We start from the raw sequence: 24,947 nt of genomic DNA, 5'->3' as shown, positions 1-24,947 counted from the left end.
TCATCGATGGTTCCCCTTTGTTGACATTAAACGTGTCTTGGTTGTTTCGAAACCGGCTGCCTACTTGACTGCACCCGCCGTCAGGCCACTGACCAGATAGCGTTGCAGGAAGAAGATCATGATCATCGCCGGCGCAATACCGACGAAACTTGCGGCCATCAGCTCGTTCCAGATCACTTCCTGACGGCCGAAATAGGCAAACAAGCCAATCGGCAACGGCATGTATTCCGTCTTCGAGTTGAAGGTCAGCGCGAAGATGAAATGCTGCGCATAGGCGGTAATGAAGGTCGTGATGCCGACGACGGCAATCCCCGGCATGGCAAGCGGCAGAACTACGCGCCGGAACGTATAGAAATAGCTGGCCCCATCCACATATGCCGCTTCCTCAAGCTCGCGTGGAATCCGCATCATATATGTTCGCAGCAACCAGATGGCGGTCGGGATCAGGAAGGCGATCAGCGGCACGATAAGAGCGAAATAGGTGTTCAGCATTCCTGAAATGCGCATCAACCGAAAGATCGGAATGAGCAGGACAGCGCCTGAAAACATGTTGACGGCAAGGAAGGTACCCAGCAACACGCCCCTGCCCCGAAATTCGAAACGGGCAAAGGCGTAGGCCGCTGGCACGACGAGCAGCAGAACCACAACGGTTGCGGTTATCGATATGAAGAAGGAGTTGAAGATATAGCGGCCAAAGCCCGGAACGTGGTCCCACATGGTTCGATAGGCTTCAAAAGAGCCATTCTCCGGCCAGAACCGATAAGGCGACGAAAACAGCTGGCTGAGCGGCTTCAACGACACCAGGAACCCTTCCACGAAAGGCGCCAGCACGAAGGTGAGAAACACCGCGACACCGCAATAGATGCCGATGATTTCATACCATTTGTAGCGATTGATCATCGCCTGCCTGTTGGTGCTCATCGGGAATGCTCCTGCGAAAGGCGGCTGGTGACGCGGAAGTAGAAATAGCTGAAGATCGACAGGAAAATGCAGATCAGCACGGCGCGCGCCGCCCCTTCACCGTATTTGTACGACCCGATTGCCGTCTTATAGGTATCGATGATCATTGTCGTCGTGCCACCGCTCGGGCCGCCACGGGTCAGGATCCAGATGATATCGAAGGAATTGAAGGTGGAGATCAGCGAAATCATCGACATGGTGATCATCGCTGGCATCAGCAGCGGCAGGGTGATGCGGCGGAACCGGTAGAACCGCCCAGCCCCGTCTGTCCATGCCGCCTCATGCAGATCTTGCGGGATCGCCTGCATCGCCGCCAACAGATAAAGCGTCACCATCGGCACGCCGATCCATACATCGGTGAAAATCGTCGCCCAGAACGCCGTCGATCCATAGGCAAGGAAGGCAACCGGGCCATCGACCAGACCGAACCGCTGCAACATGCCGGAAATCATCCCGAACTGGCCGTTATACATCCAGCCCCACATGAAAATGCCAATCGCCATCGGCACGATCCAGGGCGGCATGGTCAGGATGCGAAACAAGGTTCGTCCCGGTACGGCAGTGTTCAGAAGCGTCGCGCCAAACGTGCCGATAATCATCTTGAACAGCACGGAGAAGAACGTCCACACGAAGGTGCGGATGATAACATCGGCAAAGGTCGCGTTGAAAATCTTGTTGTAATTATCCCAACCAACCCAGTTCGTTACCCGTTTCAACGACGCATCGGTGAAAGACAGGATGAACGTATCGACCAGCGGATAAGCAACGATGATGGCGATATAGATGGTTGCTGGCAACAACAGGCACCAGGCGAAGAAAACAGCTCTGCGTTTCGCCTCCATGACCATCCCCTATGCCGACTTTGCAGGGGCTGCGGACGCCTCGCCATGCAGGCAGGCATCATAACGTGCCCAGACAGGCGCAAGATCCACCACCTTGCGCTCGGCTCGCGCCTGATCCAGCGCCAGGGCCAGAATGCCCGCCTCGATAGCGTCGAGAGCCGAAACCGGTTGTTTCGCACCGGTTTCGATAAAGGCCAGCACATCGGCTGCCATTTGTTCGTCGGCGCCGTAATGCTGCGACTTTTCCGACGGGGCGCTATAGGTGTTTGCAATGACCTTGTCATTGTTGCGAGCATTGTGGACATCGAGGAAACCGCGCACGAAATCACCCTCAGCCATGCCCTTTGAGCCGATCACGCAGAAACGGCGAAACTGATCGGGCACATTGAGATTGGTATGAAATGTCATCGCCACGCCATTCTCATATTCGATGATCGCGGTCTGGTAATCGATAATGTCGGCATCACTGTCGAAGACCTTATCGGAGCCCAACCAACCGCTTGGCTTGCGGTGATAGACTTCCATGTCGTTGACGCCATCCTGCTCCGGCGCATTTTCCGGAATGAAGCTCTTGCGACCACCAAAACTGGCGACGAAACGGGGCCGCGCACCAACCACACCATTGTAAAGATCAAGATCGTGAAAGCATTTCTCCAGCATGAAGCCGCCGGTATAGCGCCCGTAACGGCGCCAATCGCGCATGAAGAATGCGCCATGATAAGGCTCGATATGTTCCGACGCCTCGATGGAGACGACATTGCCAAGCAGGCCATCCGCCTGCGCCTGACGCAAATCGCGGTAAAGCGGCGAATAACGAAGAACGAGACCAACCAACAAGCGGTCATGACCGTAGGTATGGAGAAGCGAAGCGAGTTCGAGGCTTTCCTCGATGGAAATCACGATCGGCTTTTCGGTAAACACCGTCAGTCCGGCTTCAAGCCCTAACCGGATATGCTGGATATGCAGGTGATTTGGCGAACCGATCATCAGCAGATCAAAGCCGCCCCCGGCAATCAGTTGTTCCGGTGTTTCATATACCTTGCCTGGCGATACACCCGCTTCAACCAATCCCGGCAGGCCCGCTGGATCAGGATCGACATAGCCGACAATCTCGAAAGATGGATCGATCTCGCTGAGCACCCGACCGAGATAACCAAGCCGGAAACCAAGCCCGATAATGGCGACTTTCATGCTGGAACTTTCCCCGTTCACGTAATTTATTTTCTTGAGACTGCGAATTTTCGGCAGTTTCGTCAATAGAAAAAGCAATTCGCCGCAAGGTCGTGAAATTTATTTTCACACTCAGCGATGACCGCCCAAACCGTTCACAACTTCATCATCGTTTCAGTGCGCACCCTGGAACATTGAGTTCGACGAGCTATGCACGATTGTTCCATTTATTTATTCTTGTTAATGAATAATACCAAAAAAATGCCAATCGTCCAGACTGAATGATAATTTCCCCTATTTTTTGAGGGAAATATATGTTTTTTCAGCAAAATTTGCATCATTGCCTGGACTTTGAAGAGACCAATGAAACATTATTGCCAAATTGGTATTGTCTTGGTACTGTAATCAAAAGATAACCATATGCATTCGGGCTAGGTACGGGGAACGTGACATGCAGACGGATGTGCTTGCTTTTGCGAGCCTGCAATCCAGCAGAGGCGGCCCGCTTTATATCAAGTTGAAGACGCTAATCGAAGATGCCGTCGAGGCCGGACAGCTTAAGCATGGCGACGCCCTGCCAGCGGAGCGCGACATTGCCGAGGCTGCAGGTATCAGCCGCGTCACGGTGCGCAAGGCAATAGACGACCTTGTTGCTGAAGGTCTTCTGGTTCGGCGCCGAGGTGCTGGAACCTTTGTCGTCAAGCCCGTTAAGCGCATGCAGCAACCGCTGACACGGCTGACATCCTTTACCGAGGATATGGCCCGGCGTGGCATGGTCAGCGGTTCACGTTGGCTGGAGCGCGGCTTGTTTTTGCCAACGCCGGAAGAAACCATGGCGCTTGGGCTTTCCGGCACAGCTCGAGTAGCACGGCTGGTGCGGCTGCGCACCGCTAGCGACATGCCGATTGCGTTGGAACGTACCAATCTGCCGGATGATCTGCTGCCGGAACCCTCCCGCGTCGAGAACTCTCTCTATGCAGCACTTGGCAGCGTTGGGATTAGACCCGTGCGCGCCAATCAGCGCATTTCGGCGGTCATATTGACGGATGACGATGCCAAACTGCTCGGCATGCCGCCGGGCTCGGCCGCGCTTTCGGTGCAGCGGATCGCCTACCTGGACACAGGCCGGGTAATGGAAGTGTCGCGGGCGCTATACCGCAGCGACGCCTATGACCTGGTTGCGGAATTGACCATCGGCTCCTGATTGGAAGCCGCAGGATAAGGAAAATACGATGACGACCACCATGCGCCAGGAAATAAACGAGATTCCACAGGCGGTCAGCAGGCTGCTTAGCGATAGCCGTGCGAGTTTGGAACAAGCGGGCGCAGCACTCCGCAAGCGCGATCCGGCGGTGCTGGTCACCATTGCGCGTGGTTCTTCCGACCATGCCGCCCATTTCCTGAAATATGCCGTCGAACTGGAGCTCGGGATCGTCGTTGCCTCGCTCGGCCCGTCTCTCGCCTCGATTTATCAGGCGCCGCTGAAACTGGAGCGGGCTGCGGCACTCGCAATCTCCCAATCAGGCGCCAGCCCGGACCTCGTAGCGCTCGCCAAGTCTGCCGTGGCCGGTGGAGCAACGACAATTTCGCTGCTCAATACTATTTCTTCGCCGCTGGCCGCAGCCTCTGATATCGCTATCGACATTCAAGCCGGACCGGAAATTGCGGTTGCGGCGACAAAATCCTTTGTTAATTCCATTGTTGCTGGCTTGTCATTGATCAGCGCCTGGAGTGACAACGCCCGCCTGGCAGTCGCAGTTAATGCCCTCCCCACCCATCTGGAAAAAGCGCTGGCCCTGGATTGGAGTGGCTTGGTCGAGGTGCTGAAAGATGCCGATTCGCTCTACATGCTCGGGCGCGGCCCGACGCTCGCCATTGCCTGCGAAGCGGCGCTGAAATGCAAGGAAACATCTGAACTGCATGCGGAGGCCTATTCTTCGGCTGAAGTGTTGCATGGTCCGGTCTCCCTGGTGTCTGCGAATTTCCCGATCATCGGCTTTGCCGCCCGCGATAAGGCGGAAGCGTCGATCGCCGCGACGGCCAATGGACTTGCTGCCAAGAATGCCTCTGTGTTCCTGACATCGTCATTGGCAAAGGAGGCAAACCACTTGCCTTTCATCGAAACCGGCCATCCGCTGACCGATGCGCTGGCATTGATTGTACCCTATTATGGCATGGTGGAATCACTGTCGCGCGCCCGTGGCCTTGATCCGGACAAGCCAGCCGCCCTGAAGAAAGTAACGGAAACCCGATGATCTCGTCTCTTACGGCTCCCTCCACTTTCGCTGTAACGGGCGGACGGATTTTCGACGGCGTGCGTTTCCAGGACGACCAGGCTCTGATTATCGATCGGGGGCGAATTGCTGACATAGTCCCCGAAAATTTTGTGCCTTCAACGCTTGCAAGGATCGATGCAGGCTCCAACATGGTCGTGCCTGGCTTTATCGATCTGCAAGTCAATGGCGGCGGCGGTGTGTTGCTGAACAACCAGCCGGATATTGGTGGTATCCGGACGATTTGCGCCGCCCATGCACGTTTCGGCACCACAGCTCTGCTGCCGACATTAATTACTGACCGCCCTGCCCTGCGCGATCAAGTTCTGAGCCTTGGCGCCCAAGCCCTGGCTGAGAAAATTCCCGGCTATCTCGGACTTCACCTGGAAGGTCCGCATCTGTCGCTGGCACGCAAGGGTACCCATGATCCCGCCCTGATCAGACCGATGGACGATGACGATTTGGCAAAGCTTATTGCCGCTGCCGGTACATTTGGCACCGCGCTGACCACCATTGCGCCGGAAAGCGTTACCCCGCAGCAGGTGACAGCTCTGAGAGCGGCGGGTTATCACATCAGCCTGGGCCACACGGATGCAAGTTGCGCGCAGATTGGCGCCTATGTCGAGGCGGGCGCGACGCTCGTCACTCACTTGTTCAACGCCATGAGCCAGATGGGCAATCGCGAACCCGGCCTTGTCGGAGCCGCCCTGGCTTCAAACACACTGTCCTGCGGGATTATCGCGGACGGTTTCCATGTCGATCCGGTCTCGATGGGCATTGCCCTTCGCGCCAAACGCGGGTCTGGACGGATTTTCCTGGTCACCGACGCCATGTCGAGCATCGGCACCGATGAAACCGGCTTCATGCTGAATGGTCGCCCGGTCTACCGCCAGGGCGGACGGTTGACTTTAGCCGATGGAACACTTGCTGGTGCCGATATCGATATGCTGTCCTGCATTCGGTTTGTCCACGACAAGCTTGCAATAACGCTGGAGGAAGCGCTGAACATGGCGTCGCTTTATCCAGCCGAGGCGATTGGATGCGAGACGAAAGGCCAGCTTGCGCCAGGCAAGGACGCCGACTTCCTGTTGCTCACCCCGCAACTCGATCTGGTTTCCACCTGGATCGCTGGCACATGCGTTCATAGCACAGCAACACATTCCGAGGCCCGGCGCGCATGATCGTCTGTTTCGATATCGGCGGAACCGCCATCAAGGGCGCGGTGGCCTATTCGCCTGAGGATATCCGTCCCTTTCCACGCCAGCCAACACCGGGACAGGATTTCGACGCATTTGTCGGTGTCATAAGGTCAATCATTGCTGAAGCCGGAGAAACGCCAAGCTGCGTGGCAATTTCCATCTGTGGCATTATAGATGTGGATACCCGCCGCGCTGTCGTCGCCAATATACCCTGCATCCATGGTCGTTTGCTGCAACAGGATCTGGAAGAAGCGCTGGGTCTGCCTGTGCTGATCGCCAATGATGCCGACTGTTTCGCAATCGCTGAGGCCGGACTGGGCGCGGGCCGCGGCCACCGCGTGGTATTCGGTGTTATTCTCGGCACTGGCGTCGGCGGCGGCCTGGTGGTCGATGGCAGGCTGATCAACAGCGAAGGCGGCTTTGCCGGAGAATGGGGCCATGGACCAATTGCTGCGACCGAGGTCGGCGATCCGCCCGTCACCATCCCTCGGTTTCAATGCGGATGCGGCCAGAAAGGTTGTATCGACGCTATCTGTAGCGCGCGCGGCATGGAAAAGCTCCATACGTACCTGAGCGGCGAAGACCAAAACAGCGAGGAGATCGTCAAAGCTTGGGAAGCCGGCGCCCTCAAGGCAAGCCAGACCATCGCGGCATTTGTCGAATTGCTTTCCAGTCCATTGGCTATGGTCGTCAATACGACGGGAGCGAGCATACTGCCGGTCGGCGGTGGCCTGTCCAATGCGACGAAACTGCTAGAGGCCATCGATTTAGCCGTCAGAGCCAAAATCTTGCGGCGCTTCAACCACCCTATCGTGGTTCCCGCGCAATGCCGACTTGAACCTGGCCTGGTCGGCGCAGCCTTGCTGGGGCTTGCAAGGCCGAATTAACGCCTGCCGTCAATTGCCGCTTTTCCTGTCAAATCCCCACAATCATAGCCGCGACAAACAGGAAGGCGGCGGCGCAAACGACAAAGGGAACTGCCCGGTCGATCTTGTCACGAATACCAATCGAATGGTCCGTGACAGACTGGCTGGCAGATTGAGAGGCTCCGGCATTAGCCAATATAGGCGAGACGGCATCAAGCATCAGACGTTCAACAATACTCATCACAGCCTCCTTCACAAGCGAGCTTTTCACAAAATCGGGAAGAAACCACCGAGGAGAATTGCGTGGCAATTCTTGCGATCCTCCCGAAGCTTTTGCTCCTGCTCGGCATCTCGATCCTTGCCGGGCTGATCGTTAGCTGGGCTGCCGTTCCAGAACCTCGAAAACAACGATGATTTCTCAACCTTCCGGCTCATTACTGACTTCGCCACAACAGTCTTCTCTGTATGGCCCTCACTGCGAGATTTGCTGTCTTCAACCAGATCGAGCGGAACCCGTGTTAACCCAAACAGATCGTAAGAAAACATATTTACAGCTATCGGCATCGTCACCCCTTTTGAAAATTGCAGGATATTTGTCCCGTTTATTTTCACTCCAACGCTACGCAATGGTGACAGTGATGCGCGTTTTCGTCAATATAGTCTATAAAATTGCTATTCTACTTTTGCAGACAAATGGAGAAATTTTGTTTTCAAAACATCGAAAAGCCTAAAAGACGCTGTCCAGATCGGCGCCTCCGCATCTCAGCCGATCATTCACATCGTATTCACAGCCTCCAATCACAATTTACAGATTCTGCATGCACGTAATTAACCGACGCAATGTATTTCATGTAAATCTAATTTTCTATTTCAAAATACCATGAAGTGAGATTCCCATGACAGGCCAGCGGCTGGAACAGACTTTCGAGGAAGGGCCTGATCCTGAAGCGGAAAACCCAGCACCTGTGCAATGCCGTCAGGGGCGTATGATCCGCCATCCCGATGCAACTCGGGCAATTATTCTGGATGCCGCCATTCAAGAGTTTGCCGCCAAGGGTTTCGCTGGCGCCAGGGTCGATGCCATCGCCTTGCGATCGAAAACCAACAAACGAATGCTCTACCATTTCTTTGGAGACAAGGAGGGCCTTTACGTCGCGGTTCTCGAGGTGATTTTCTCCAATGTCACCGCTGCTGGAAAAAGCCTTCACCTGTCGCGACGTCAACCGCTTGATGGCATACGTGAACTGGCCTTGCACACCTGGAACTATTTTCTAACCCACCCGGAATTCGTCAGCCTGCTTGCCACCGAAAATATTCTGAGGGCTGAATATTCGAGCCGGTCCAAGACTATTCCCTCGACCCATGGTCCATTGCTCGCGGAAATCGAAAAGCTTCTGCAGCGAGGGATTGAGCAAGGTGTGTTTCGTGCCGATATCAATCCCGTGACCGTTTATATGACGATTGCCGGGTTGAGCTTCTTCTACATCAACAATCGCTATACACTGGCGCTCAATCTCAACCCGAACGTCTGGCAACCGGCTGCTATCGACGCCTGGGGCGAACATATTGTGACGGTGACGCTGGCCTTTCTTGCACCGGAAACCCAAGCGGGCATCTGACCGTCCGTCATCGCATATATCTCAACCGCTCAGCCTTCCTCGCCCCCGGCAAATGCCTTACGCACAATGCCATGACGCTGAAGTTTATCGTAAAAGGTCTTGCGGGGAATTTTCAGGGCCTCGATGGTCTTGCGCACATCGCCCTCATAATGGCTAAGGGTCTCGCGCATGATATCCGCCTCATAGCGATCCAGCCGTTCTGGCAAGGATAAACCGGGCAGGTCAGCAGCAACGGCAATCCCGCCCCCTGCATCCATATCTTCCAATCCAAGAACGAAGCGTTCGGCAAAATGCGTCAATTCACGCACATTTCCCGGCCAGTCGTGGTCCCGCAAATAACGCTCAACACCAGCTGACACCGGTGGTGGCTCGCGACGGAACCGGCTAGCGGCGCGCTCGATGAAATGGGCAAACAACAATGGCACGTCATCACGGCGTTCGCGCAACGGCGGGATGGTCAGCGTCACCACATTCAGGCGGTAATAAAGGTCCTCGCGAAATTCACCGCGCTGGGCAGGATCACTAAGATCGACTTTGGCCGCAGCAACCACGCGCAGATCCACCGGGCGCACTTCGTTGATCCCGAGTGGCGAGACTTCGCGCATTTCCAGCACTCGCAGCATCTGCACCTGGGTCGCCGCAGGCATGCTCTCGATTTCATCGAGAAACAATGTGCCGCCGCTGGCATGTTCGATCCGGCCGATCCGCTTTTTCTGCGCACCGGTAAAGGCGCCGGCTTCATGGCCGAACAACTCGCTCTCGATCATGCTTTCCGGCAGGGTGCCGCAGTTCAAAGCGACAAAATTGCCCTTTGCACGTCGGCTCCAGCTGTGTAGCAGGCTCGCCACGACTTCCTTGCCACTGCCGGTTTCCCCTGTCACCAGCACATCGACGTCGGTGTCGGCGATTTGGCGCAAAGTGCGCCGTAGCCGTTCCATGGCCGGTGTCTGGCCAATCAGCGGCAATCCATCCTGGGCCGCATCGGCCACCTGACGCAGCTTGCGATTTTCTAGCACAAGCCGTCGCATTTCCGCGGCGCGGTGGACGCTCTGTTGTAGTCGGTCGGTGGCAAAGGGCTTGGTGATAAAATCATAGGCGCCGTCCTTGATGGCCTGTACCGCCATGGCGATATCACCATGGCCGGTGACCAGAATGACTGGCAGATCCGAATCCAATCTCTTGACCCTGCTGAACAATTCCAAGCCATCGACGTCAGGCATGCGAATATCGGACACAATCACGCCACGAAAATCACTGGAAATTAGACGAAGCGCCTCCAGCGGCGCTGAGAATGCCTGAACGGAAAATCCTGCCAACTCAAGGGTCTGCCCTGTCGCCGCCAACAGATCCCGATCATTGTCGATCAGGATGACATTATTGGTCGTCGTCGCCTGCGATGACGTCATGATATATCCGCTTTCAAAAGATGAATGGTAAAGCATGTCCCGGATGGCGTGCTTTCGACACCGAGCCGGCCACCATAATCACTGATGATGTCACGGGAAATCACCAGGCCAAGACCCAGGCCTTTTTCCTTTGACGTGGTGAAAGGGGTAAACAGCAGACGCCTGATGTCCTCTGGAATGCCCGGTCCATTATCCTCGATGGTTACCACCACGTTTTGCTCGGTCTCTTGGACTGAAACGTCGACCCGGCCATCGCTGTGCTGCTCCAATGCTTCGAGCGCATTCTGCAGAAGATTGATCAAGACCTGCTCCAGGCGAACCCTATTGCCTTTTACCATCAGATCCGGCGCCACATCAGGAAGGGAAAGCGCCTCCAGCCGCCCGGCAAAACGGCTGCGCAGCAACATGACCGCACCCTCGATCGCGGCCCCAAGCGGCACTGGTTCCGGCGCGGTTCGCCCCTTGCGGGCAAAAGCCTTCAATTCTTCGGTGATCGTGCCGATCCGCTCCGTCAGCGCGGCAATGGCGCCAAGATTGCTGTTTGCCTGCTCCGGCTGCGCACGCTCCAGAAACACCCTGGCATTTTCCGCATAGGCCCGGATTGTGGCAACAGGCTGGTTGATTTCATGGGCAACGCCCGCCGCCACCTGCCCCAGGATCGCCAGTCTGTTGGCCTGGACCAATTCCTGCTGCACGCCTTGCAGCCGCTGTTCGGTCGTTTTGTGCCCGGCGATCTCCAATTCCAGCCTGTCTCGAGCCTGTGAAAGATCACGAGTTCGTTCATCAACCCGCCGCTCCAGTTCCAACTGGTCGGCCTCCACCCGCGCAAGACGGATCACCGTTGCCTGTCGTCGCCAAAGCACCAGCGAGACGACCAGAAAAAAAGGCGCCAGCAGAGCCAGGGTCAACAGTCGCCATTCCCGCGTCGAGGCTGCGATTGCCGGTTCAGTCGGGACGAGATAATTGAGATGCCAGTTGGTGGTCGGCACAGCAACCGATAGATCAAGGTAGTCAGCGGGTATGGCGCCGGGAAAAATCGTCCGCACCAGAAGCTCATCCGGTATAGCGCTGCCTGGCACCTGCTGGGCGCGATTGATCGGCAAGGCCTGCAAAGGCGCATCGCCGAACTGCAAACTGTTGCGTATTTGGGTCAATTCCTCTGGCTGCAACGTCGATAATGTCATGAAGCGCCAGGATGGAAGACTGGAAATCAGCACCACCCCATTCCCATCGGTGACAAAAGCCGCTCGGCTCTCCTCTCGCCAATCGCTTTCCAATTGCGCGAACTCTGCCTTCACGACGACAACCCCCAAGGGGGCATCAACCGGACCGACACGCCTTGAAATATAGAGGCCTGGACGCTTGCTAATGTTACCGAGCGCGAAATGTTCGGCGGCACCGATCGCCATGGATCGACGAAAATAGTCTCGAAAAGAATAATCGACACCAACAAAGCTGACTGGCTCGCGCCAATTGCTGGAGGCAATGGCATGTCCTGTGGTGTCCGTAACGTAAAGAACCGAAGCACTTGTACCGGCAACCAAACGCTCGAGCTTGTCGTTCAACCGTTCCGTCGCGGCCACGGTGCGCAGGCTCAAGGCATCGACAACCTGCTGATCCTCCGACAACAGCAGTGGCAAGGAGCGCGGCCTCTCCAACACTGCCCGCAGAAAGGCGACCTTGAGATTAGCGCTGGTGCGCGCCTGTTCGGACAAATCCTCCAACGCGGCATTGCGGGCGTAAAGGCCAATCAAATAAAGCGCCAGAACTGTGACAACACACGCAAGAAAAGCCAGCAAAAGCCATGGCTTTCTTGGGCGCCGGGCATAAGCCGAGCCGGATCTGGGCTTGTCTTGCGTCATAATCATTATCGACTTTGTGCATTTTTCCGCACAACACACAAGGCACTGAGCGAAAGATCGCGCGAAAATCCGCCATGGATCATGGCTGAAACACGGCTTTTCAAAGGCTTGGCGCAAAGCGACAATCTGGCACGGCGATTGCATTGACGATCCCGAACATCGGTGCCGATGTTGACACGTTGCATAAGCTCCCGGGAGGCCGATGAATCGGTTGGGAGCACCTACCGGAGGATCCGATGCATATTTCTACCACCACCGCCCCGCAGGGCGGCAAGCTCCCATTTTACCGTCATCTGTATTTCCAGGTTATCGTCGCGATTATTGGCGGCATCCTGCTCGGTCATTTTTATCCACAAACAGGCGAATCTCTCAAACCGCTTGGTGATGCTTTCATCAAGCTCGTTAAGATGGTTATCGCGCCGGTTATCTTCCTGACCGTGGCCACCGGCATTGCTGGCATGTCCGACCTGAAGAAGGTTGGTCGCGTTGCGGGCAAGGCAATGATCTACTTTCTTTGCTTCTCCACGCTGGCGCTCGTCGTCGGCATGCTGGTGTCGAATATCCTGCAGCCCGGCGCAGGCATGCACATCAATCCGGCGACCCTGGATGGCAAGGCTGTTGCCAGCTATGCGCAGCAGGCCCATGATTCGACGATCACCGGCTTCTTGATGAACATCATCCCCGACACGATTGTCGGCGCTTTCGCCAAGGGTGACATTCTCCAGGTCCTGTTCTTCTCAGTGCTGTTCGGCTTGGCTCTCGCCATGGTCGGCGACCTTGGTAAGCCGGTCACCAACTTCTTGCAGGCCTTGACCGCACCGGTCTTCAAGCTGGTCGCCATCCTGATGAAGGCAGCACCCATCGGCGCTTTCGGCGCAATGGCCTTCACCATCGGCAAATACGGCATTGGCTCGATCGCCAACCTGGCTTTCCTGATCGGGACATTCTACCTGACGTCGCTGCTGTTTGTTCTCGTCGTGCTGGGCGGCGTTGCCCGCTATAACGGCTTCTCCATTCTGGCCCTGATCCGCTACATTAAAGAGGAGCTGCTGCTGGTACTGGGAACCTCGTCTTCAGAAGCTGCCCTTCCCGGCCTGATGGCAAAGATGGAACGCGCAGGGTGCAAGCGCTCGGTTGTCGGTCTGGTCATTCCAACCGGCTATTCCTTCAACCTTGATGGCACCAACATCTACATGACTTTGGCAGCCCTGTTCATCGCCCAGGCGACGGATATCCAGCTTTCGCTCGGCGACCAGATTCTTCTGCTGCTGGTGGCGATGCTCAGCTCCAAGGGTGCCGCAGGTATCACTGGCGCCGGCTTCATCACCTTGGCTGCAACGCTGTCCGTTGTTCCCTCGGTCCCAGTCGCCGGTATGGCGCTGATCCTCGGCATCGACCGTTTCATGTCCGAATGCCGGGCACTGACCAATTTCATCGGCAATGCTGTCGCAACCGTCGTCGTCGCCCGCTGGGAGAACGAACTCGACCAGACACAGTTCCGCGCCGCCATGGCGGGTGAATTACCGGAAGAAATCGATGTCGTGGCCGAACCGGTTCCAACCGCCGCGTGATAAACTTCTAACGTGCAAACACAAAAAGCCCCGGCCAATCCAGCCGGGGCTTTTTGTTTGAGGAATGCAGACCTGATCAAAGAATATGATCGGTGGTCGTTGTGGTGGCCGCCGCATACTCATCAAGGGAATAGGCCTTGATATAATCGACCTTCAACTCTGAGCCATCACTGAAATCAGAACTGCTTGGCGTCCCAGCCATCCCGCCAACCGCCAGATTGACCACCATATACATCGGCTCATGCATATCTGACGGCGTATCCGTTTGATGCACGGCAACGTCATCAATATACCAGGTCAACGTCGTTTCCGTCCACAACACCCCGTAGGTATGATAGCCTTCGGTATCGGTGTAAACCGTCGTGGCATCGGATGTTTGTTCGCCAGTTTCATTGCTGTGCGCGGTCACAATGACTTCGCCTTGGTTCTGGCCACGCATTTCAACCACATCCAGTTCCGGTGGCCAACTCCCGTCCGCCGGCAACAGCCAGAATGCCGGCCATGCGCCCTGATCATCAGGCATATCGGCGCGGATTTCGAAATAACCGTAGGTCTGGCTAAACGTGGACTCGGTGCTGAGCATGCCCGAGGTATACTCATAGCCATTGATCTGGCTCTGGATATCTTCCGAAGCAACGGATGCGGTGATGGTCAACACACCGTCAGAGATGGAGAAAGGATTCACCGACGACGTCGCCTCATAGGACGGATTGATATACCATTGCAACTCGCTGTTATCGACCAAAGTGCCGCCATTGGACGCAAACCAGCTATAGCCCGTATCCCACGTTCCGCTCGTGCCGTCATGCAGGGATAAGCTGTTGAAATCATCTGAAAATGTTTGCGTGAGATTTGTGCGATCCAGTGTCAGCTGAAACTGGTCGGAGGTAAAATCGGAAATTACGGTATCGCTGAACAGGATGCTTTCGCCATTGCCGAGGTCGAGTGAAACATCACTTCCGGTCTGGGTCATATGACTTTGCACCTCGGTAAAGTCCGAGAAATCATAATTCTGCAAGCGCACGGTATCATCGCTGGAGAAATCAGTGATCCTGTCGCTGCCATTGCCGCTGCTGAACACGAAGGTATCGGCGCCGCCGCCGCCGATCAGGACATCGTTGCCACCATAGCCGTCAATGGTCTGGATACCTGTGCCGCCGGTGATGATGTTGTTCAGGCTATTGCCGAAAGCATAGCGGTTATCGCCTGTCACGACCAGGTTTTCAATGCCATCACCAAGCGTGTAACTCATCCAGGTATTGACTGTGTCAACACCCGCCCCCCCTGATTCACTGGCTCGATTAATACTGGAATAGAGATAATAGACGTCGTCACCCGTGCCACCATTCATAGTGACATTAACCGAGCTATCACCATACATTGCATCGTTGCCGCTTGACCCATTCAGCGTCAGGCCACTTCCCGTTGCTGAATACCAACGGGTCGGATCGCCGCTATAATAAAGCGCCTCGCCCAAGCTGTTGAGAAGATATTTGCTGGCCATGCGAACCTCTTTCAGTTGCAGTCAACACCTTACCCCTTTGGGAATGATAGGACTTTATTCGCCGAGAACCAAACGATCTTTCCCGTAATGGTAATGTTTTTTCAATTCCGTAGGCCTTGAACGAGCCATCTTGGCTGATTTCGAAGCGACCGTATCAAAATAGAACAATTACATCGCTTAAACCCCGTAGAGCGCCAGCAGCAGGGGATCGACACCGAACAACACTTCATGGAAGGCAAACAGCAAAGCGAAGGTGCCGGCTGCGGTCAGGACAAGCGCGATTGCCATCTCGCGGTCCAGTCGCAATCTGGCACGGCCAGACAAAATGGCGGCGAAGGGCAAAACTGATGTTGCGGCACCCAATTCCGGGCCGGCTGCGTCAATAGTTGTCCGGCTTCGGCGGTCCAGTACCGCCATTCCCACCAGCGAGAAAAGCGAAAATCCCCCAAATAGAATAACGCCACGCATTTCACCATTTGGGAAAATATGACCGAAAGCCCAGAGGAAAAAACCCCATAAAACCGGATGACGCGTTATCGAAACAATGGCTCCAGGCTTTCGCCCTGCCCTGAAGGTCACCGAATATGGATTGGGGCTGATCAATCCGCACACCACCAGATAAAGGCCGATCGGCACGAGCACCAGCGTCAGCCATGCCTGCCAGGCCCTGTCCATCCACAGCGCCACATCATCGGCTTCCATGAAGGCGTAGAAAATCCACAGCAAGCCTACCAGTGACAGGATGGAATAAAGAACCATATAGCTCGTCCGGCCCAGACGGGACACAAGCCGACCTTTGATGCCGAGTAGTGCCGGGACGGAATGCGTCAACACAAAGAAAATCAGCGCAAGGACCAGGTTAGCCATGTAACCCTCCCATAACGCACACATCAATGATAGACAGCAAACCACACACTCCTACGGCCGAGGCGCTGCATCATGATCGCAGGGCAACGACAAGGTCCAACCTGGACCTAAGCAACCCCGACGATTCCTGATAGCACGTCGCTTTTCAAGGAAACCGCATTCCACCTTTCCCGGATAAACTCAAGCCAAGCCCCCACCTTTTGAGGGTCACAAATGCGCGATTTGCGCAAGATCAAAGTGATGCCGCATCCAGTGATTTAAAAGCGTGAGCGAAGAGACACAAAAGAGAGTGAAACACCATGCATATCGCCTTGAAGCGCCTCGCCGCCCTGACCATCATCGGCGCGATGTCAACGGCATCGGCTTTCGCCGCCGATTACGAAATCCATATGCTGAACAAGGGCGCCGATGGCACAGCCATGGTGTTCGAGCCCGCCGCGCTGAAAATCGCTCCTGGCGACACCGTAACCTTCATCCCGACCGACAAGGCTCACAGCGCGGAAGCCATCACTGGCCTGGTGCCAGAGGGTGCGGAGGTCTTCAAAGGCAAGATCAATGAAACTGTGAAGGTCACATTCACGCAACCCGGTGCTTACGGCATCAAATGCGCACCGCATGTTGGCATGGGCATGGTCGCCGTTGTGGTGGTCGGCGATGTTCCGCCCGCCAACGCTAGCGCCTTTGCAGCCTCGACCCTGCCCAAAAAAGCCAAGGACAAATTGCTGGCTGAACTGGATACCCTGCACTGAACCCCAACCGCATAGGCCGAAGGGCCACTATAAACATAAAGCCGCCGATCCCTCAGGACCGGCGGCTTTATTGTCAATATTGCATTTCAGCCAAGACTATTCGCGTTCAAAGACTATTCACGTTCACCGGTGAAATTCAGCAGAAGCTGGAAGATATTGACGAAGTTCAGGTAAAGCGACAGGGCGCCGAACACTGCAAGCTTCTGACGCGATTCCTGATCGATATTCTCGGCATATTGCTCCTTGATACTCTGGGTGTCCCAAGCCGTCAGGCCGACGAAAACCAGAATACCGATCACCGAGATGGCAAATTGCAGGGCGCTGGAGCCCAGGAAAATGTTGACGATGGAGGCAATGACCACGCCGATCAGGCCCATCATCAGGAAGGAGCCGAATTTCGACAGGTCACGCTTCGTGGTATAGCCGTAAAGGCTCATGGAGCCGAACATGGTGGCGGCGATGAAGAATGTCCGGGCGATGCTGGTGCCGGTAAACACCAGGAAGACCGATGCCATCGACAAGCCCATGACCGCACAAAACGCCCAGAATGCCATCTGCGCCGCACTGGCCGACATGGTCTGGATGCGGAAGGAGAAGAAAAATACGAAGGCGAGCGGCGCCAGCATCACCACCCATTTCAGGGGCGACTGGAAAATCGGCACGTAAAGCGCCGGTGTCGAGCCGACGATAAACGCCACGATACCGGTGATGACAAGGCCAAGACCCATATAATTGTAAACGCTTAGCATATGCCTACGCAGGCCCTGATCGAACAAGGCGCCCGCCTGCGCCTGCGCGCCGAAGGGATAATGTTTATTCACAGGTTCCATGATCGAGATCTCCTCTTGATGTTCAAGCTGACAATGGATGTCACGCCGTAAGTCATTGCAGGCGCGCCGATTTTTCACGCCGCGCCAACCCGGTTTCAGTAAAGCGTCCTGGCAAGCTGGCTCGCCACGTCTTTCAATTCGTCGCCTGAGCGGTCCTTGGATACCAGCGCATAAGCCACCTCGCCGATCTGCCAATAAGCAGCCTTTGCACCATCCGTCTGGGCGAGCGTGACATTCTGGACAGCGAAGGAGCCGGTGCGGGCGGCAAACAACGTCACCTCCGAGCCTCGCTTCGGCTTGACGGCGATTTCAACACTCGGCCCGTAAGCCGAAGGGAAAATCTGGCTATCCGCAATCGTCCAATTGCCGGGCAGATCCGGCATAACGATGCCAGTGGCGGAGCGAATTTCCTTGCGATCAAACATTGGTGCCGCGGATTGCCCCTGACTCCCTTGAGCCTGCGTGACCTGATGAGGATGAAGGCTTTCCCGCAACAATGTCGTTTCATGGGCTTGCAATGCTTCGCGCACGAAGGCCGGTGTCGGCACGGAGGCGATAACCTGGGTGGCCGCGAATGGATTGATAACGGAATGCGCGACCCAACCAACGCCGATAAAAATCGCCACCGCAGCCGCCCGGCGCAGCACTGTCATACGGCCTGCCTGCATCAAAGCCTGCTCAAGCCGGCGGGCCGCATCCCGGGTTTCCGGCCGCGCCGCGCCTAAATCAAGCGCCACTCGGTCATGGGCCAGGCCCAAGCGCAATTCGTCCCGCACACGCAGATCGGCCATCATCCGCGCGGCCGCATCGGGATGCCTGGAAAGATAGGCCTCGACCTCAATCCGCCGCTGAACGTTCAGTTGATCGTCAATATAGGCCTGTAGATCGAAATCCAAAATCGGATCAGGATGGTGTGTCATCGGAACCTCCAACAATGCGAAGGCCTACCGGTTTGGAGCCGCCCTGCCCTCTCTGGGCTGGTTTCTCAACCGGTGGCGGTAGCGCCCGCCGTCCCGCATCTGTCATTTCAAGATCACGCAGCCGCGCCCGCGCCCGCGCCAGCCGCGACATCAACGTGCCAACCGGAATATCAAGAACATCCGCAGCCTCCTGATAGGAAAGCTCCTCAATCGCCACCAGATGGAGCGCTTGGCGCTGCTCTTCCGGCAAATCCAGAAAGGCCCGGCGCACCTGAGCCAGCCGCACAACATGCTCCTGCTCCGCGCCGATGACCGGATCAACAAGATCGGCTGCCAGCGCATCCCGTCTTGCCGCAGATCGCCTGCGTCGTAAGCTATCCACATGGGTATTGTGCAGGATCGAAAACAACCAGTGGCGGATATTGCCCCCACGCCGGAAGCTGTTCTGATGCTCATAGGCCCTGACCAGCGCATCATTGACCAGATCCTCGGCTTCATCGGCATTACGCACAAGCGACAGGGCATAACGCCTCAGCGCTGCCAATTGTCCAATCACGTCAAAGGGGCCGGATCTGTTGTTCATACCCCTATATACGCAGGAGGAACCGTTCTTATTCCCGGGGACAAATAATTTTTTGCCGTTTTTCCGATTCCGCGTGAAACTGGTGCCGCACCCACAATGGCCAGCCAGTTTTTCAAGGGTGCGACAATTTGATTATTGCCATTTCGGGCCTTTATACCACGACAAAAAGTGGCATTTTTCATCTCGCAACTGCGAAGAGAATTCGGGCAGAACCCACTGAATCGGAAGGGTTTTTGAAAGTCGTCTCTGCAGCACCGCGATAGCAAACAACAACCATAGGAGGATATATTTCCTATATTAGCGACACTCCCTGCGACAAAACGCGCATTTAATCTCACCGGAAAAGGATTAATTCGCGCTTATGCGCTTGATGAGAGTCAAAGTAATGAAAAAATTCCCGATCCTATCCGCCCTCCTGCTTTTGCCCATGCTGCTGCTTTCGGGCTGCAACATGGTGGTGATGTCCCCCGCCGGTGACATTGCAGCGCAGCAACGCGACCTGGTGGTCTTCGCCACCGTGTTGATGCTGATCATTATCGTCCCGGTGATCCTGCTGACGTTTTTCTTTGCGTGGAAATACCGCGCTTCCAACACCTCGGCGGTCTACCTGCCGGATTGGAACCATTCCACCAAGATCGAAATCCTGATCTGGTCGGCGCCGGTCGCCATCATTCTGGTTCTGGGAACGGTCACCTGGATCTCCACGCATAAGCTCGATCCTTACCGCCCTCTGGAGCGGATCGATGCAGAACGCACCATTCCCGCCGACGTAAAGCCGCTGACGGTTGAAGTCGTCGCTCTCGACTGGAAATGGATGTTTATCTATCCGGACCTCGGGATTGCGACGGTCAACGAACTGGCCGCACCTGTCGATGTTCCGATCAATTTTAAGATTACCGCCCAGTCGGTGATGAACTCCTTCTATATCCCGGCACTTGCCGGCCAGATCTACGCCATGCCCGGCATGCAGACCAAGCTGCACGGCGTGATCAACAAGGAAGGCGTTTATGAAGGCTTCTCGGCCAACTATTCCGGCGCCGGCTTTTCCCACATGCGCTTCAAGTTCCACGGTCTGAGCGATCAGGGCTTTGCCGACTGGGTAGCCCAGGTCAAGGCGAAAGGCACCGCACTCAATCGCGACGCCTATATCAAGCTTGAAAAGCCAAGCGAAAAAGATCCGGTGCGCTACTTCGCATCTGCCGACAAGGATCTCTTCAACGCCATCATCAATATGTGTGTCGATCCTGCCAAAATGTGCATGAGCAACATGATGCATATCGACATGATGGGCGGAGCTGGCAAGGAAAGCGCAGAGAACCGCGAGAAGCTGCAATACGACAACCGTGGTGTCGATCTGAGTGTCACCCCAGGCCACGGCGCCGATGCGCATGCACCACAGGATCATTCGCAGGCAGCTCCAGCTACCGACGCCATGCCTGTCGCATCAACAACTGATGCCGGCAACCACACAATGCATCATTCGATGGCCGATCATTCCATGCCTGGAATGGACATGCCTGACACAGATAACGGCGCGACCGCGCCAGCTCAGCCTAAAAACTGAGCCGGCAATCTCGCGATATTCAACTTAAACGGGGCCTCCCATGTTCTCAAACCCTGACCTTATGAAGTTCATCTTCGGCCGGTTGACCCTAGATGCGATCCCGTATCACGAACCCATTCTCGTGCTGACCTTTCTGGCTGTCGCGATCGGTGGCATTGCCGTGCTCGGCGCCGTTACCTATTTCCGCCTCTGGGGCTATCTCTGGAATGAATGGTTCACCAGCGTCGACCACAAGAAGATCGGCGTGATGTATGTCATTCTGGCGCTGATCATGCTGTTGCGTGGCTTTGCCGATGCCTTGATGATGCGTGGCCAGCAGGCCATGGCCTTCAATGGCAATGAAGGTTTCCTGCCGCCGCATCACTATGACCAGGTCTTCACCGCGCATGGCGTAATCATGATCTTCTTCATGGCCATGCCGTTTGTAACCGGCTTGATGAACCTCGTCGTTCCCTTGCAAATCGGCGCGCGCGATGTGTCCTTCCCGTTCCTCAACAACTTCTCCTTCTGGATGACGGTTGCTGGCGCGGTGATCGTGATGATTTCGCTGTTCGTCGGTGAATTCGCTCGCACCGGTTGGCTGGCCTATCCGCCGCTTTCGGGTGGCGATTACAGCCCCGGCGTCGGTGTCGATTATTACATCTGGGGACTTCAGGTGGCCGGTGTCGGAACGACATTATCAGGCATCAACCTGATTGCGACCATCGTCAAGATGCGCGCTCCGGGCATGACTATGATGAAGATGCCAATCTTCACCTGGACCTCGCTCTGCACCAACGTGTTGATCGTTGCCAGCTTCCCGATCCTGACCGCGACTTTGGCCCTGCTGACGCTTGACCGTTATGTCGGCACCAATTTCTTCACCAACGATCTCGGTGGCAACCCGATGATGTATGTGAACCTGATCTGGATCTGGGGTCACCCGGAAGTCTATATCCTGGTTCTGCCTGCATTCGGCATTTTCTCGGAAGTGGTCTCGACCTTCTCCGGCAAGCGCCTGTTTGGCTATACATCGATGGTTTACGCCACGGTCTGTATTACGGTCCTGTCCTACCTGGTGTGGCTGCATCACTTCTTCACCATGGGTTCGGGCGCCAGCGTCAACTCGTTCTTCGGCATTACCACGATGATCATCTCGATCCCGACGGGTGCGAAGATCTTCAACTGGCTGTTCACGATGTATCGTGGCCGTATCCGGTTCGAAGTGCCGATGTTGTGGACCATGGGCTTCATGGTGACATTCGTCATCGGCGGCATGACCGGCGTTCTTCTCGCCGTGCCACCAGCTGACTTCGTCCTCCACAACTCGCTGTTCCTGATCGCCCACTTCCATAATGTCATCATCGGCGGCGTGGTGTTCGGGCTTATGGCTGGCGTCACCTTCTGGTTCCCGAAAGCATTCGGCTACAAGCTTGATCCGTTCTGGGGCAAGATGTCCTTCTGGTTCTGGCTGGTCGGCTTCTACTTCGCCTTCATGCCGCTTTACGTTCTCGGCCTGATGGGTGTGACCCGCCGCATGAGCCAGTTCGACGATCCGTCGCTGCAAATCTGGTTCATCATCGCTGCATTCGGCGCCTGCCTGATTGCGCTTGGTATCGCCTCCTTCGTCATCCAGCTTGTGGTCAGCTATTTCAGGCGCCACGAACTGGCCGACCTGACGGGCGACCCATGGAATGGCCGGACCCTGGAGTGGTCGATTTCTTCGCCGCCACCGGCCTATAACTTCGCTTTCACACCTGTGGTCCATGACAGTGACGCATGGGACGACATGAAGAGGCGTGGCTATAGCCGTCCTCTGCTGGGCTTCAAGCCGATCCATATGCCGAAGAACACCGGCACGGGGGTTATCCTTGCGGGTCTCAGCGTCGCCATGGCATTCGGCCTGATCTGGTACATGTGGTGGTTGGCCATCGTGTCTTTCGTGGCGATCGTTGCAGTGTCGATCTCGCACACGTTCAACTACAACCGCGACTTCTATATCTCCGCCGAAGAGGTGGTGAATACTGAGGCAACGCGGACCGCGCTTTTGGCAAGGAAGGGGTGATCAGATGGATCCCAGAACTTTAAAAACCGCAAAGCCGGAGTTCTATCTGACGGAAGAGCATCATCCGGAAAGCAGCACGAACCTTGGGTTCTGGCTCTATCTGATGAGCGACTGCCTGATCTTCGCAATGCTTTTTGCCACCTATGCCGTGCTCGGCCGCAATTATGCGGCTGGCCCGGCTCCGGCCGACCTGTTCGACCTGAAACTGGTCGCGATCAACACGGCAATGCTGCTGTTTTCGTCGATCACCTATGGCTTTGCCATGCTGTCGATGGAGAAGAACAACAAGGCCTCCACGCTGATCTGGCTTGGCATCACCGGTGTATTCGGCGCAATCTTCCTGGCGCTCGAACTCTATGAGTTCGCTCACTTGATCCATGAAGGAGCAGGTCCAAATCGCAGCGCCTTCCTGTCAGCCTTCTTTACGCTGGTCGGCACCCACGGTTTGCACGTGACCTTCGGTATCATCTGGCTGGTGACGCTGATGGCCCAGGTCGGCAAGCATGGACTGATCGAAGCAAATCGCCGTCGCCTGATGTGCCTCTCGATGTTCTGGCACTTCCTCGACGTTATCTGGATTGGCGTATTCTCCTACGTCTACCTGCTGGGAGTGATCGGATGAACGACAATTCGCACGCACATTCGCATGGCCACGGCCATGATCATCACCATGGCGGTCACGAGGCCAGCCATGGCTCGATGAAAACCTATATGATCGGCTTTATCCTGTCGGTCATCCTGACGGCCATACCGTTCTATCTGGTGATGAGCGGCAGCCTGACCAACAAGGCCCTGCTCGCAGGTATCGTCATGGGGCTTGGCGCTATCCAGGTCGTGGTTCATATGATCTACTTCCTGCATATGAATACAAAGTCGGAAGGCGGCTGGAACATGATGGCGCTGATCTTCACGATCATCGTCGTTGTTATCGCACTTTCGGGTTCGCTTTGGGTCATGCATCACTTGAACACCAATATGATGCCGATGAGCCCTGAAATGATGCGCAACGTCCCGTAAGGACACCAATATCTGATCGGGCGGCATATCCATGTCGCCCGATCCGTTTCAGGACGATTGATACATGTCAGACCAGCAGGCCATTAGGCGTTTTCCCATGAAGAAGGTTGCCCTATCCAGCTTTCTCCTGCTGGCAACGGCCTTGTTCATCGCACTCGGCATCTGGCAAATTGAACGTCTGGGCTGGAAAAAAGCATTGATCGCTCGTGTCGACGCCCGTGTTCATGCCGAACCGGTGGACGCACCTTCCCCAGCGCAATGGCCTTCCGTCAATCGCGACGCCGATGAATACCGCCATATCAAGACTTCCGGCATTTACGAACACGACAAGGAAACCTTGGTCTACGCCTCCACGGAATTGGGCGCTGGCTATTGGGTCATGACCCCCCTCAAGACTGAAAAAGACGGAACCCTGTTGATCAACAGGGGCTTTGTACCGATTGACCGCAAAGACCCGACACGCCGGGCACAAGGTCAGATTCCCGGAACCGTGACCGTAAGCGGCCTTCTGCGCATCAGCGAACCGAATGGAACCTTGCTGCGCTCCAATGATCCAAATGCCGATCGCTGGTATTCACGCGACGTTTCCGCCATTGCCGCCAAACGCAATCTGACGCAAGTCGCGCCGTTCTTTATGGACGCCGACAAAAGCGATGTGCCGGGCGGCTATCCGGTCGGTGGTTTAACGCAGATCCGTTTTCCCAATAGCCATCTTCAATATGCAGTAACCTGGTTTGCAATGGCCGTGATGAGCCTGGCATTCCTCTGGTTCCTGCTGAAACGCAAGAACGCCACAGAAGACGCGCACGACATGTGATCGAGACCAAGGTTGCTGTAAACAGCAGCGCTATTTCCTAATGATACAATCACCCAAGACGCCCCTCCCCTTCGAAGCAGGAGGTGAAACGAGAACATAAATTGTCAAACCGTGCCTAATAGCTTGGCAATTCAGCATGCAACTATTTGATTTTATTGATATTTTTTTCAGCATGGCGGAAGAGGTGGGATTCGAACCCACGGTACGGTCTCCCGCACGCCGGTTTTCAAGACCGGTTCCTTAAACCACTCGGACACTCTTCCTAAGCCCGATGCCGTATGCCG

24 protein-coding genes and 1 tRNA gene are annotated in these 24,947 nt (G+C 55.7%); 12 read left to right on the top strand and 13 right to left on the bottom strand.

What is annotated here, in order from left to right; all coding sequences use genetic code 11:
* Positions 1 to 60 precede the first annotated feature (60 nt).
* From ASB66_RS00670 to ASB66_RS00660, 3 genes are read right to left on the bottom strand one after another with little or no spacing between them, the layout of a single operon-like run.
* A complete protein-coding gene (locus ASB66_RS00670) occupies positions 61 to 921 on the bottom strand; it encodes a carbohydrate ABC transporter permease (protein WP_012654455.1) in 861 nt (286 codons plus the stop codon).
* Positions 918 to 1,802 (bottom strand): carbohydrate ABC transporter permease, encoded by an 885-nt coding sequence (locus ASB66_RS00665; RefSeq protein ID WP_060716174.1) that lies wholly within the window; start codon positions 1,800 to 1,802, stop codon positions 918 to 920. Before ASB66_RS00665 ends, ASB66_RS00670 begins: the two co-directional genes overlap by 4 nt.
* Positions 1,803 to 1,811: 9 nt before the next feature.
* Positions 1,812 to 2,993: a Gfo/Idh/MocA family protein gene (locus ASB66_RS00660; RefSeq protein WP_060716060.1), complete on the bottom strand. Its 1,182-nt coding sequence runs from the start codon at positions 2,991 to 2,993 to the stop codon at positions 1,812 to 1,814.
* A 430-nt stretch (positions 2,994 to 3,423) separates the two neighbouring features.
* On the opposite strand from ASB66_RS00660, the gene ASB66_RS00655 reads away from it, so the two are divergent.
* The 4 genes from ASB66_RS00655 to ASB66_RS00640 are packed head-to-tail and all read left to right on the top strand — an operon-like array spanning position 3,424 to position 7,331.
* A complete protein-coding gene (locus tag ASB66_RS00655; protein WP_060716061.1) occupies positions 3,424 to 4,176 on the top strand; it encodes a GntR family transcriptional regulator in 753 nt (250 codons plus the stop codon).
* A 28-nt stretch (positions 4,177 to 4,204) separates the two neighbouring features.
* The gene (locus tag ASB66_RS00650) at positions 4,205 to 5,227 is read left to right on the top strand and encodes an SIS domain-containing protein (protein WP_114386149.1); all 1,023 of its coding nucleotides are present in this window, start codon (positions 4,205 to 4,207) and stop codon (positions 5,225 to 5,227) included.
* Positions 5,224 to 6,426: an N-acetylglucosamine-6-phosphate deacetylase gene (nagA, locus tag ASB66_RS00645; RefSeq protein ID WP_060716063.1), complete on the top strand. Its 1,203-nt coding sequence runs from the start codon at positions 5,224 to 5,226 to the stop codon at positions 6,424 to 6,426. The genes ASB66_RS00650 and nagA overlap by 4 nt, the downstream gene beginning before the upstream one ends.
* Positions 6,423 to 7,331: an ROK family protein gene (locus tag ASB66_RS00640; RefSeq protein ID WP_060716064.1), complete on the top strand. Its 909-nt coding sequence runs from the start codon at positions 6,423 to 6,425 to the stop codon at positions 7,329 to 7,331. The genes nagA and ASB66_RS00640 overlap by 4 nt, the downstream gene beginning before the upstream one ends.
* 28 nt (positions 7,332 to 7,359) lie before the next feature.
* Here ASB66_RS00640 and ASB66_RS00635 read toward each other — a convergent pair whose 3' ends face one another.
* Positions 7,360 to 7,551 (bottom strand): hypothetical protein, encoded by a 192-nt coding sequence (locus tag ASB66_RS00635; RefSeq protein ID WP_147273996.1) that lies wholly within the window; start codon positions 7,549 to 7,551, stop codon positions 7,360 to 7,362.
* A gap of 26 nt (positions 7,552 to 7,577) precedes the next feature.
* Positions 7,578 to 7,874, bottom strand: coding sequence for a hypothetical protein (locus tag ASB66_RS00630; protein WP_060716066.1), 297 nt, complete (start codon positions 7,872 to 7,874; stop codon positions 7,578 to 7,580).
* A 332-nt stretch (positions 7,875 to 8,206) separates the two neighbouring features.
* Between ASB66_RS00630 and ASB66_RS00625 the strand changes: the two genes are divergently transcribed.
* Complete coding sequence (locus ASB66_RS00625) at positions 8,207 to 8,929, top strand: TetR/AcrR family transcriptional regulator (protein ID WP_060716067.1); 723 nt, start codon at positions 8,207 to 8,209, stop codon at positions 8,927 to 8,929.
* A gap of 29 nt (positions 8,930 to 8,958) precedes the next feature.
* Here the strand turns inward: ASB66_RS00625 and ASB66_RS00620 are convergent, their stop codons facing one another.
* Positions 8,959 to 10,335 (bottom strand): sigma-54-dependent transcriptional regulator, encoded by a 1,377-nt coding sequence (locus ASB66_RS00620; protein WP_060716068.1) that lies wholly within the window; start codon positions 10,333 to 10,335, stop codon positions 8,959 to 8,961.
* Positions 10,332 to 12,203 (bottom strand): sensor histidine kinase, encoded by a 1,872-nt coding sequence (locus ASB66_RS00615; protein ID WP_060716069.1) that lies wholly within the window; start codon positions 12,201 to 12,203, stop codon positions 10,332 to 10,334. Before ASB66_RS00615 ends, ASB66_RS00620 begins: the two co-directional genes overlap by 4 nt.
* A 230-nt stretch (positions 12,204 to 12,433) precedes the next feature.
* On the opposite strand from ASB66_RS00615, the gene ASB66_RS00605 reads away from it, so the two are divergent.
* Positions 12,434 to 13,768, top strand: coding sequence for a dicarboxylate/amino acid:cation symporter (locus ASB66_RS00605; protein ID WP_060716071.1), 1,335 nt, complete (start codon positions 12,434 to 12,436; stop codon positions 13,766 to 13,768).
* A gap of 76 nt (positions 13,769 to 13,844) precedes the next feature.
* Here ASB66_RS00605 and eglC read toward each other — a convergent pair whose 3' ends face one another.
* Both eglC and ASB66_RS00595 read right to left on the bottom strand, forming a co-directional pair.
* On the bottom strand, positions 13,845 to 15,272 hold the full coding sequence (gene eglC, locus ASB66_RS00600) for an endo-1,3-1,4-beta-glycanase EglC (RefSeq protein WP_060716072.1): 1,428 nt from the start codon (positions 15,270 to 15,272) through the stop codon (positions 13,845 to 13,847).
* Between the two features lie 177 nt (positions 15,273 to 15,449).
* The gene (locus ASB66_RS00595) at positions 15,450 to 16,139 is read right to left on the bottom strand and encodes an NnrU family protein (RefSeq protein ID WP_060716073.1); all 690 of its coding nucleotides are present in this window, start codon (positions 16,137 to 16,139) and stop codon (positions 15,450 to 15,452) included.
* 299 nt (positions 16,140 to 16,438) lie between these two features.
* Between ASB66_RS00595 and ASB66_RS00590 the strand changes: the two genes are divergently transcribed.
* Complete coding sequence (locus ASB66_RS00590) at positions 16,439 to 16,888, top strand: pseudoazurin (RefSeq protein ID WP_060716074.1); 450 nt, start codon at positions 16,439 to 16,441, stop codon at positions 16,886 to 16,888.
* Between the two features lie 113 nt (positions 16,889 to 17,001).
* Here ASB66_RS00590 and ASB66_RS00585 read toward each other — a convergent pair whose 3' ends face one another.
* The 3 genes from ASB66_RS00585 to ASB66_RS00575 all read right to left on the bottom strand — a co-directional run bounded on the left by ASB66_RS00585 (position 17,002) and on the right by ASB66_RS00575 (position 19,221).
* Positions 17,002 to 17,718 (bottom strand): Bax inhibitor-1/YccA family protein, encoded by a 717-nt coding sequence (locus ASB66_RS00585; protein WP_060716075.1) that lies wholly within the window; start codon positions 17,716 to 17,718, stop codon positions 17,002 to 17,004.
* Between the two features lie 95 nt (positions 17,719 to 17,813).
* The gene (locus ASB66_RS00580; protein ID WP_060716076.1) at positions 17,814 to 18,638 is read right to left on the bottom strand and encodes an anti-sigma factor; all 825 of its coding nucleotides are present in this window, start codon (positions 18,636 to 18,638) and stop codon (positions 17,814 to 17,816) included.
* On the bottom strand, positions 18,622 to 19,221 hold the full coding sequence (locus ASB66_RS00575; protein WP_060716077.1) for a sigma-70 family RNA polymerase sigma factor: 600 nt from the start codon (positions 19,219 to 19,221) through the stop codon (positions 18,622 to 18,624). Before ASB66_RS00575 ends, ASB66_RS00580 begins: the two co-directional genes overlap by 17 nt.
* 385 nt (positions 19,222 to 19,606) lie before the next feature.
* Between ASB66_RS00575 and cyoA the strand changes: the two genes are divergently transcribed.
* From cyoA to ASB66_RS00550, 5 genes are all read left to right on the top strand, one after another.
* Entirely contained in the window at positions 19,607 to 20,785 is a 1,179-nt protein-coding gene (gene cyoA / locus ASB66_RS00570) for a ubiquinol oxidase subunit II (protein ID WP_060716078.1), read from the top strand.
* A gap of 40 nt (positions 20,786 to 20,825) precedes the next feature.
* Entirely contained in the window at positions 20,826 to 22,829 is a 2,004-nt protein-coding gene (gene cyoB, locus ASB66_RS00565) for a cytochrome o ubiquinol oxidase subunit I (RefSeq protein WP_060716079.1), read from the top strand.
* A gap of 4 nt (positions 22,830 to 22,833) precedes the next feature.
* Positions 22,834 to 23,451 (top strand): cytochrome o ubiquinol oxidase subunit III, encoded by a 618-nt coding sequence (gene cyoC, locus ASB66_RS00560; protein ID WP_060716080.1) that lies wholly within the window; start codon positions 22,834 to 22,836, stop codon positions 23,449 to 23,451.
* Complete coding sequence (gene cyoD, locus ASB66_RS00555) at positions 23,448 to 23,846, top strand: cytochrome o ubiquinol oxidase subunit IV (RefSeq protein WP_060716081.1); 399 nt, start codon at positions 23,448 to 23,450, stop codon at positions 23,844 to 23,846. The genes cyoC and cyoD overlap by 4 nt, the downstream gene beginning before the upstream one ends.
* A gap of 64 nt (positions 23,847 to 23,910) precedes the next feature.
* The gene (locus tag ASB66_RS00550; protein ID WP_060716082.1) at positions 23,911 to 24,663 is read left to right on the top strand and encodes an SURF1 family protein; all 753 of its coding nucleotides are present in this window, start codon (positions 23,911 to 23,913) and stop codon (positions 24,661 to 24,663) included.
* 173 nt (positions 24,664 to 24,836) lie between these two features.
* Here ASB66_RS00550 and ASB66_RS00545 read toward each other — a convergent pair.
* A tRNA-Ser gene (locus ASB66_RS00545) sits at positions 24,837 to 24,926 on the bottom strand.
* Between the last annotated feature and the right edge of the window lie 21 nt (positions 24,927 to 24,947).

The sequence above is a fragment of the Gillisella vitis genome, assembly GCF_001541345.2.
GTDB lineage: Bacteria > Pseudomonadota > Alphaproteobacteria > Rhizobiales > Rhizobiaceae > Allorhizobium > Allorhizobium vitis.
The sequence above is the reverse complement of the archived record's forward strand: the minus strand, read 5'-3'. Positions and strand labels throughout refer to the sequence as shown.

Bases quoted from the DNA above. Each gene is read 5' to 3' on its own strand.
- ASB66_RS00595 (WP_060716073.1), bottom strand. From the start codon at position 16,139: ATGGCTAACCTGGTCCTTGCGCTGATTTTCTTTGTGTTGACGCATTCC.
- ASB66_RS00655 (WP_060716061.1), top strand. From the start codon at position 3,424: ATGCAGACGGATGTGCTTGCTTTTGCGAGCCTGCAATCCAGCAGAGGC.
- ASB66_RS00630 (WP_060716066.1), bottom strand. From the start codon at position 7,874: ATGCCGATAGCTGTAAATATGTTTTCTTACGATCTGTTTGGGTTAACA.
- ASB66_RS00585 (WP_060716075.1), bottom strand. From the start codon at position 17,718: ATGGAACCTGTGAATAAACATTATCCCTTCGGCGCGCAGGCGCAGGCG.
- eglC (WP_060716072.1), bottom strand. From the start codon at position 15,272: ATGGCCAGCAAATATCTTCTCAACAGCTTGGGCGAGGCGCTTTATTAT.
- ASB66_RS00615 (WP_060716069.1), bottom strand. From the start codon at position 12,203: ATGATTATGACGCAAGACAAGCCCAGATCCGGCTCGGCTTATGCCCGG.
- ASB66_RS00660 (WP_060716060.1), bottom strand. From the start codon at position 2,993: ATGAAAGTCGCCATTATCGGGCTTGGTTTCCGGCTTGGTTATCTCGGT.
- cyoD (WP_060716081.1), top strand. From the start codon at position 23,448: ATGAACGACAATTCGCACGCACATTCGCATGGCCACGGCCATGATCAT.
- ASB66_RS00625 (WP_060716067.1), top strand. From the start codon at position 8,207: ATGACAGGCCAGCGGCTGGAACAGACTTTCGAGGAAGGGCCTGATCCT.
- ASB66_RS00650 (WP_114386149.1), top strand. From the start codon at position 4,205: ATGACGACCACCATGCGCCAGGAAATAAACGAGATTCCACAGGCGGTC.
- ASB66_RS00590 (WP_060716074.1), top strand. From the start codon at position 16,439: ATGCATATCGCCTTGAAGCGCCTCGCCGCCCTGACCATCATCGGCGCG.
- nagA (WP_060716063.1), top strand. From the start codon at position 5,224: ATGATCTCGTCTCTTACGGCTCCCTCCACTTTCGCTGTAACGGGCGGA.
- ASB66_RS00550 (WP_060716082.1), top strand. From the start codon at position 23,911: ATGTCAGACCAGCAGGCCATTAGGCGTTTTCCCATGAAGAAGGTTGCC.
- ASB66_RS00670 (WP_012654455.1), bottom strand. From the start codon at position 921: ATGAGCACCAACAGGCAGGCGATGATCAATCGCTACAAATGGTATGAA.
- cyoC (WP_060716080.1), top strand. From the start codon at position 22,834: ATGGATCCCAGAACTTTAAAAACCGCAAAGCCGGAGTTCTATCTGACG.
- ASB66_RS00620 (WP_060716068.1), bottom strand. From the start codon at position 10,335: ATGACGTCATCGCAGGCGACGACGACCAATAATGTCATCCTGATCGAC.
- cyoA (WP_060716078.1), top strand. From the start codon at position 19,607: ATGAAAAAATTCCCGATCCTATCCGCCCTCCTGCTTTTGCCCATGCTG.
- ASB66_RS00575 (WP_060716077.1), bottom strand. From the start codon at position 19,221: ATGAACAACAGATCCGGCCCCTTTGACGTGATTGGACAATTGGCAGCG.
- ASB66_RS00635 (WP_147273996.1), bottom strand. From the start codon at position 7,551: ATGAGTATTGTTGAACGTCTGATGCTTGATGCCGTCTCGCCTATATTG.
- ASB66_RS00640 (WP_060716064.1), top strand. From the start codon at position 6,423: ATGATCGTCTGTTTCGATATCGGCGGAACCGCCATCAAGGGCGCGGTG.
- cyoB (WP_060716079.1), top strand. From the start codon at position 20,826: ATGTTCTCAAACCCTGACCTTATGAAGTTCATCTTCGGCCGGTTGACC.
- ASB66_RS00605 (WP_060716071.1), top strand. From the start codon at position 12,434: ATGCATATTTCTACCACCACCGCCCCGCAGGGCGGCAAGCTCCCATTT.
- ASB66_RS00665 (WP_060716174.1), bottom strand. From the start codon at position 1,802: ATGGAGGCGAAACGCAGAGCTGTTTTCTTCGCCTGGTGCCTGTTGTTG.
- ASB66_RS00580 (WP_060716076.1), bottom strand. From the start codon at position 18,638: ATGACACACCATCCTGATCCGATTTTGGATTTCGATCTACAGGCCTAT.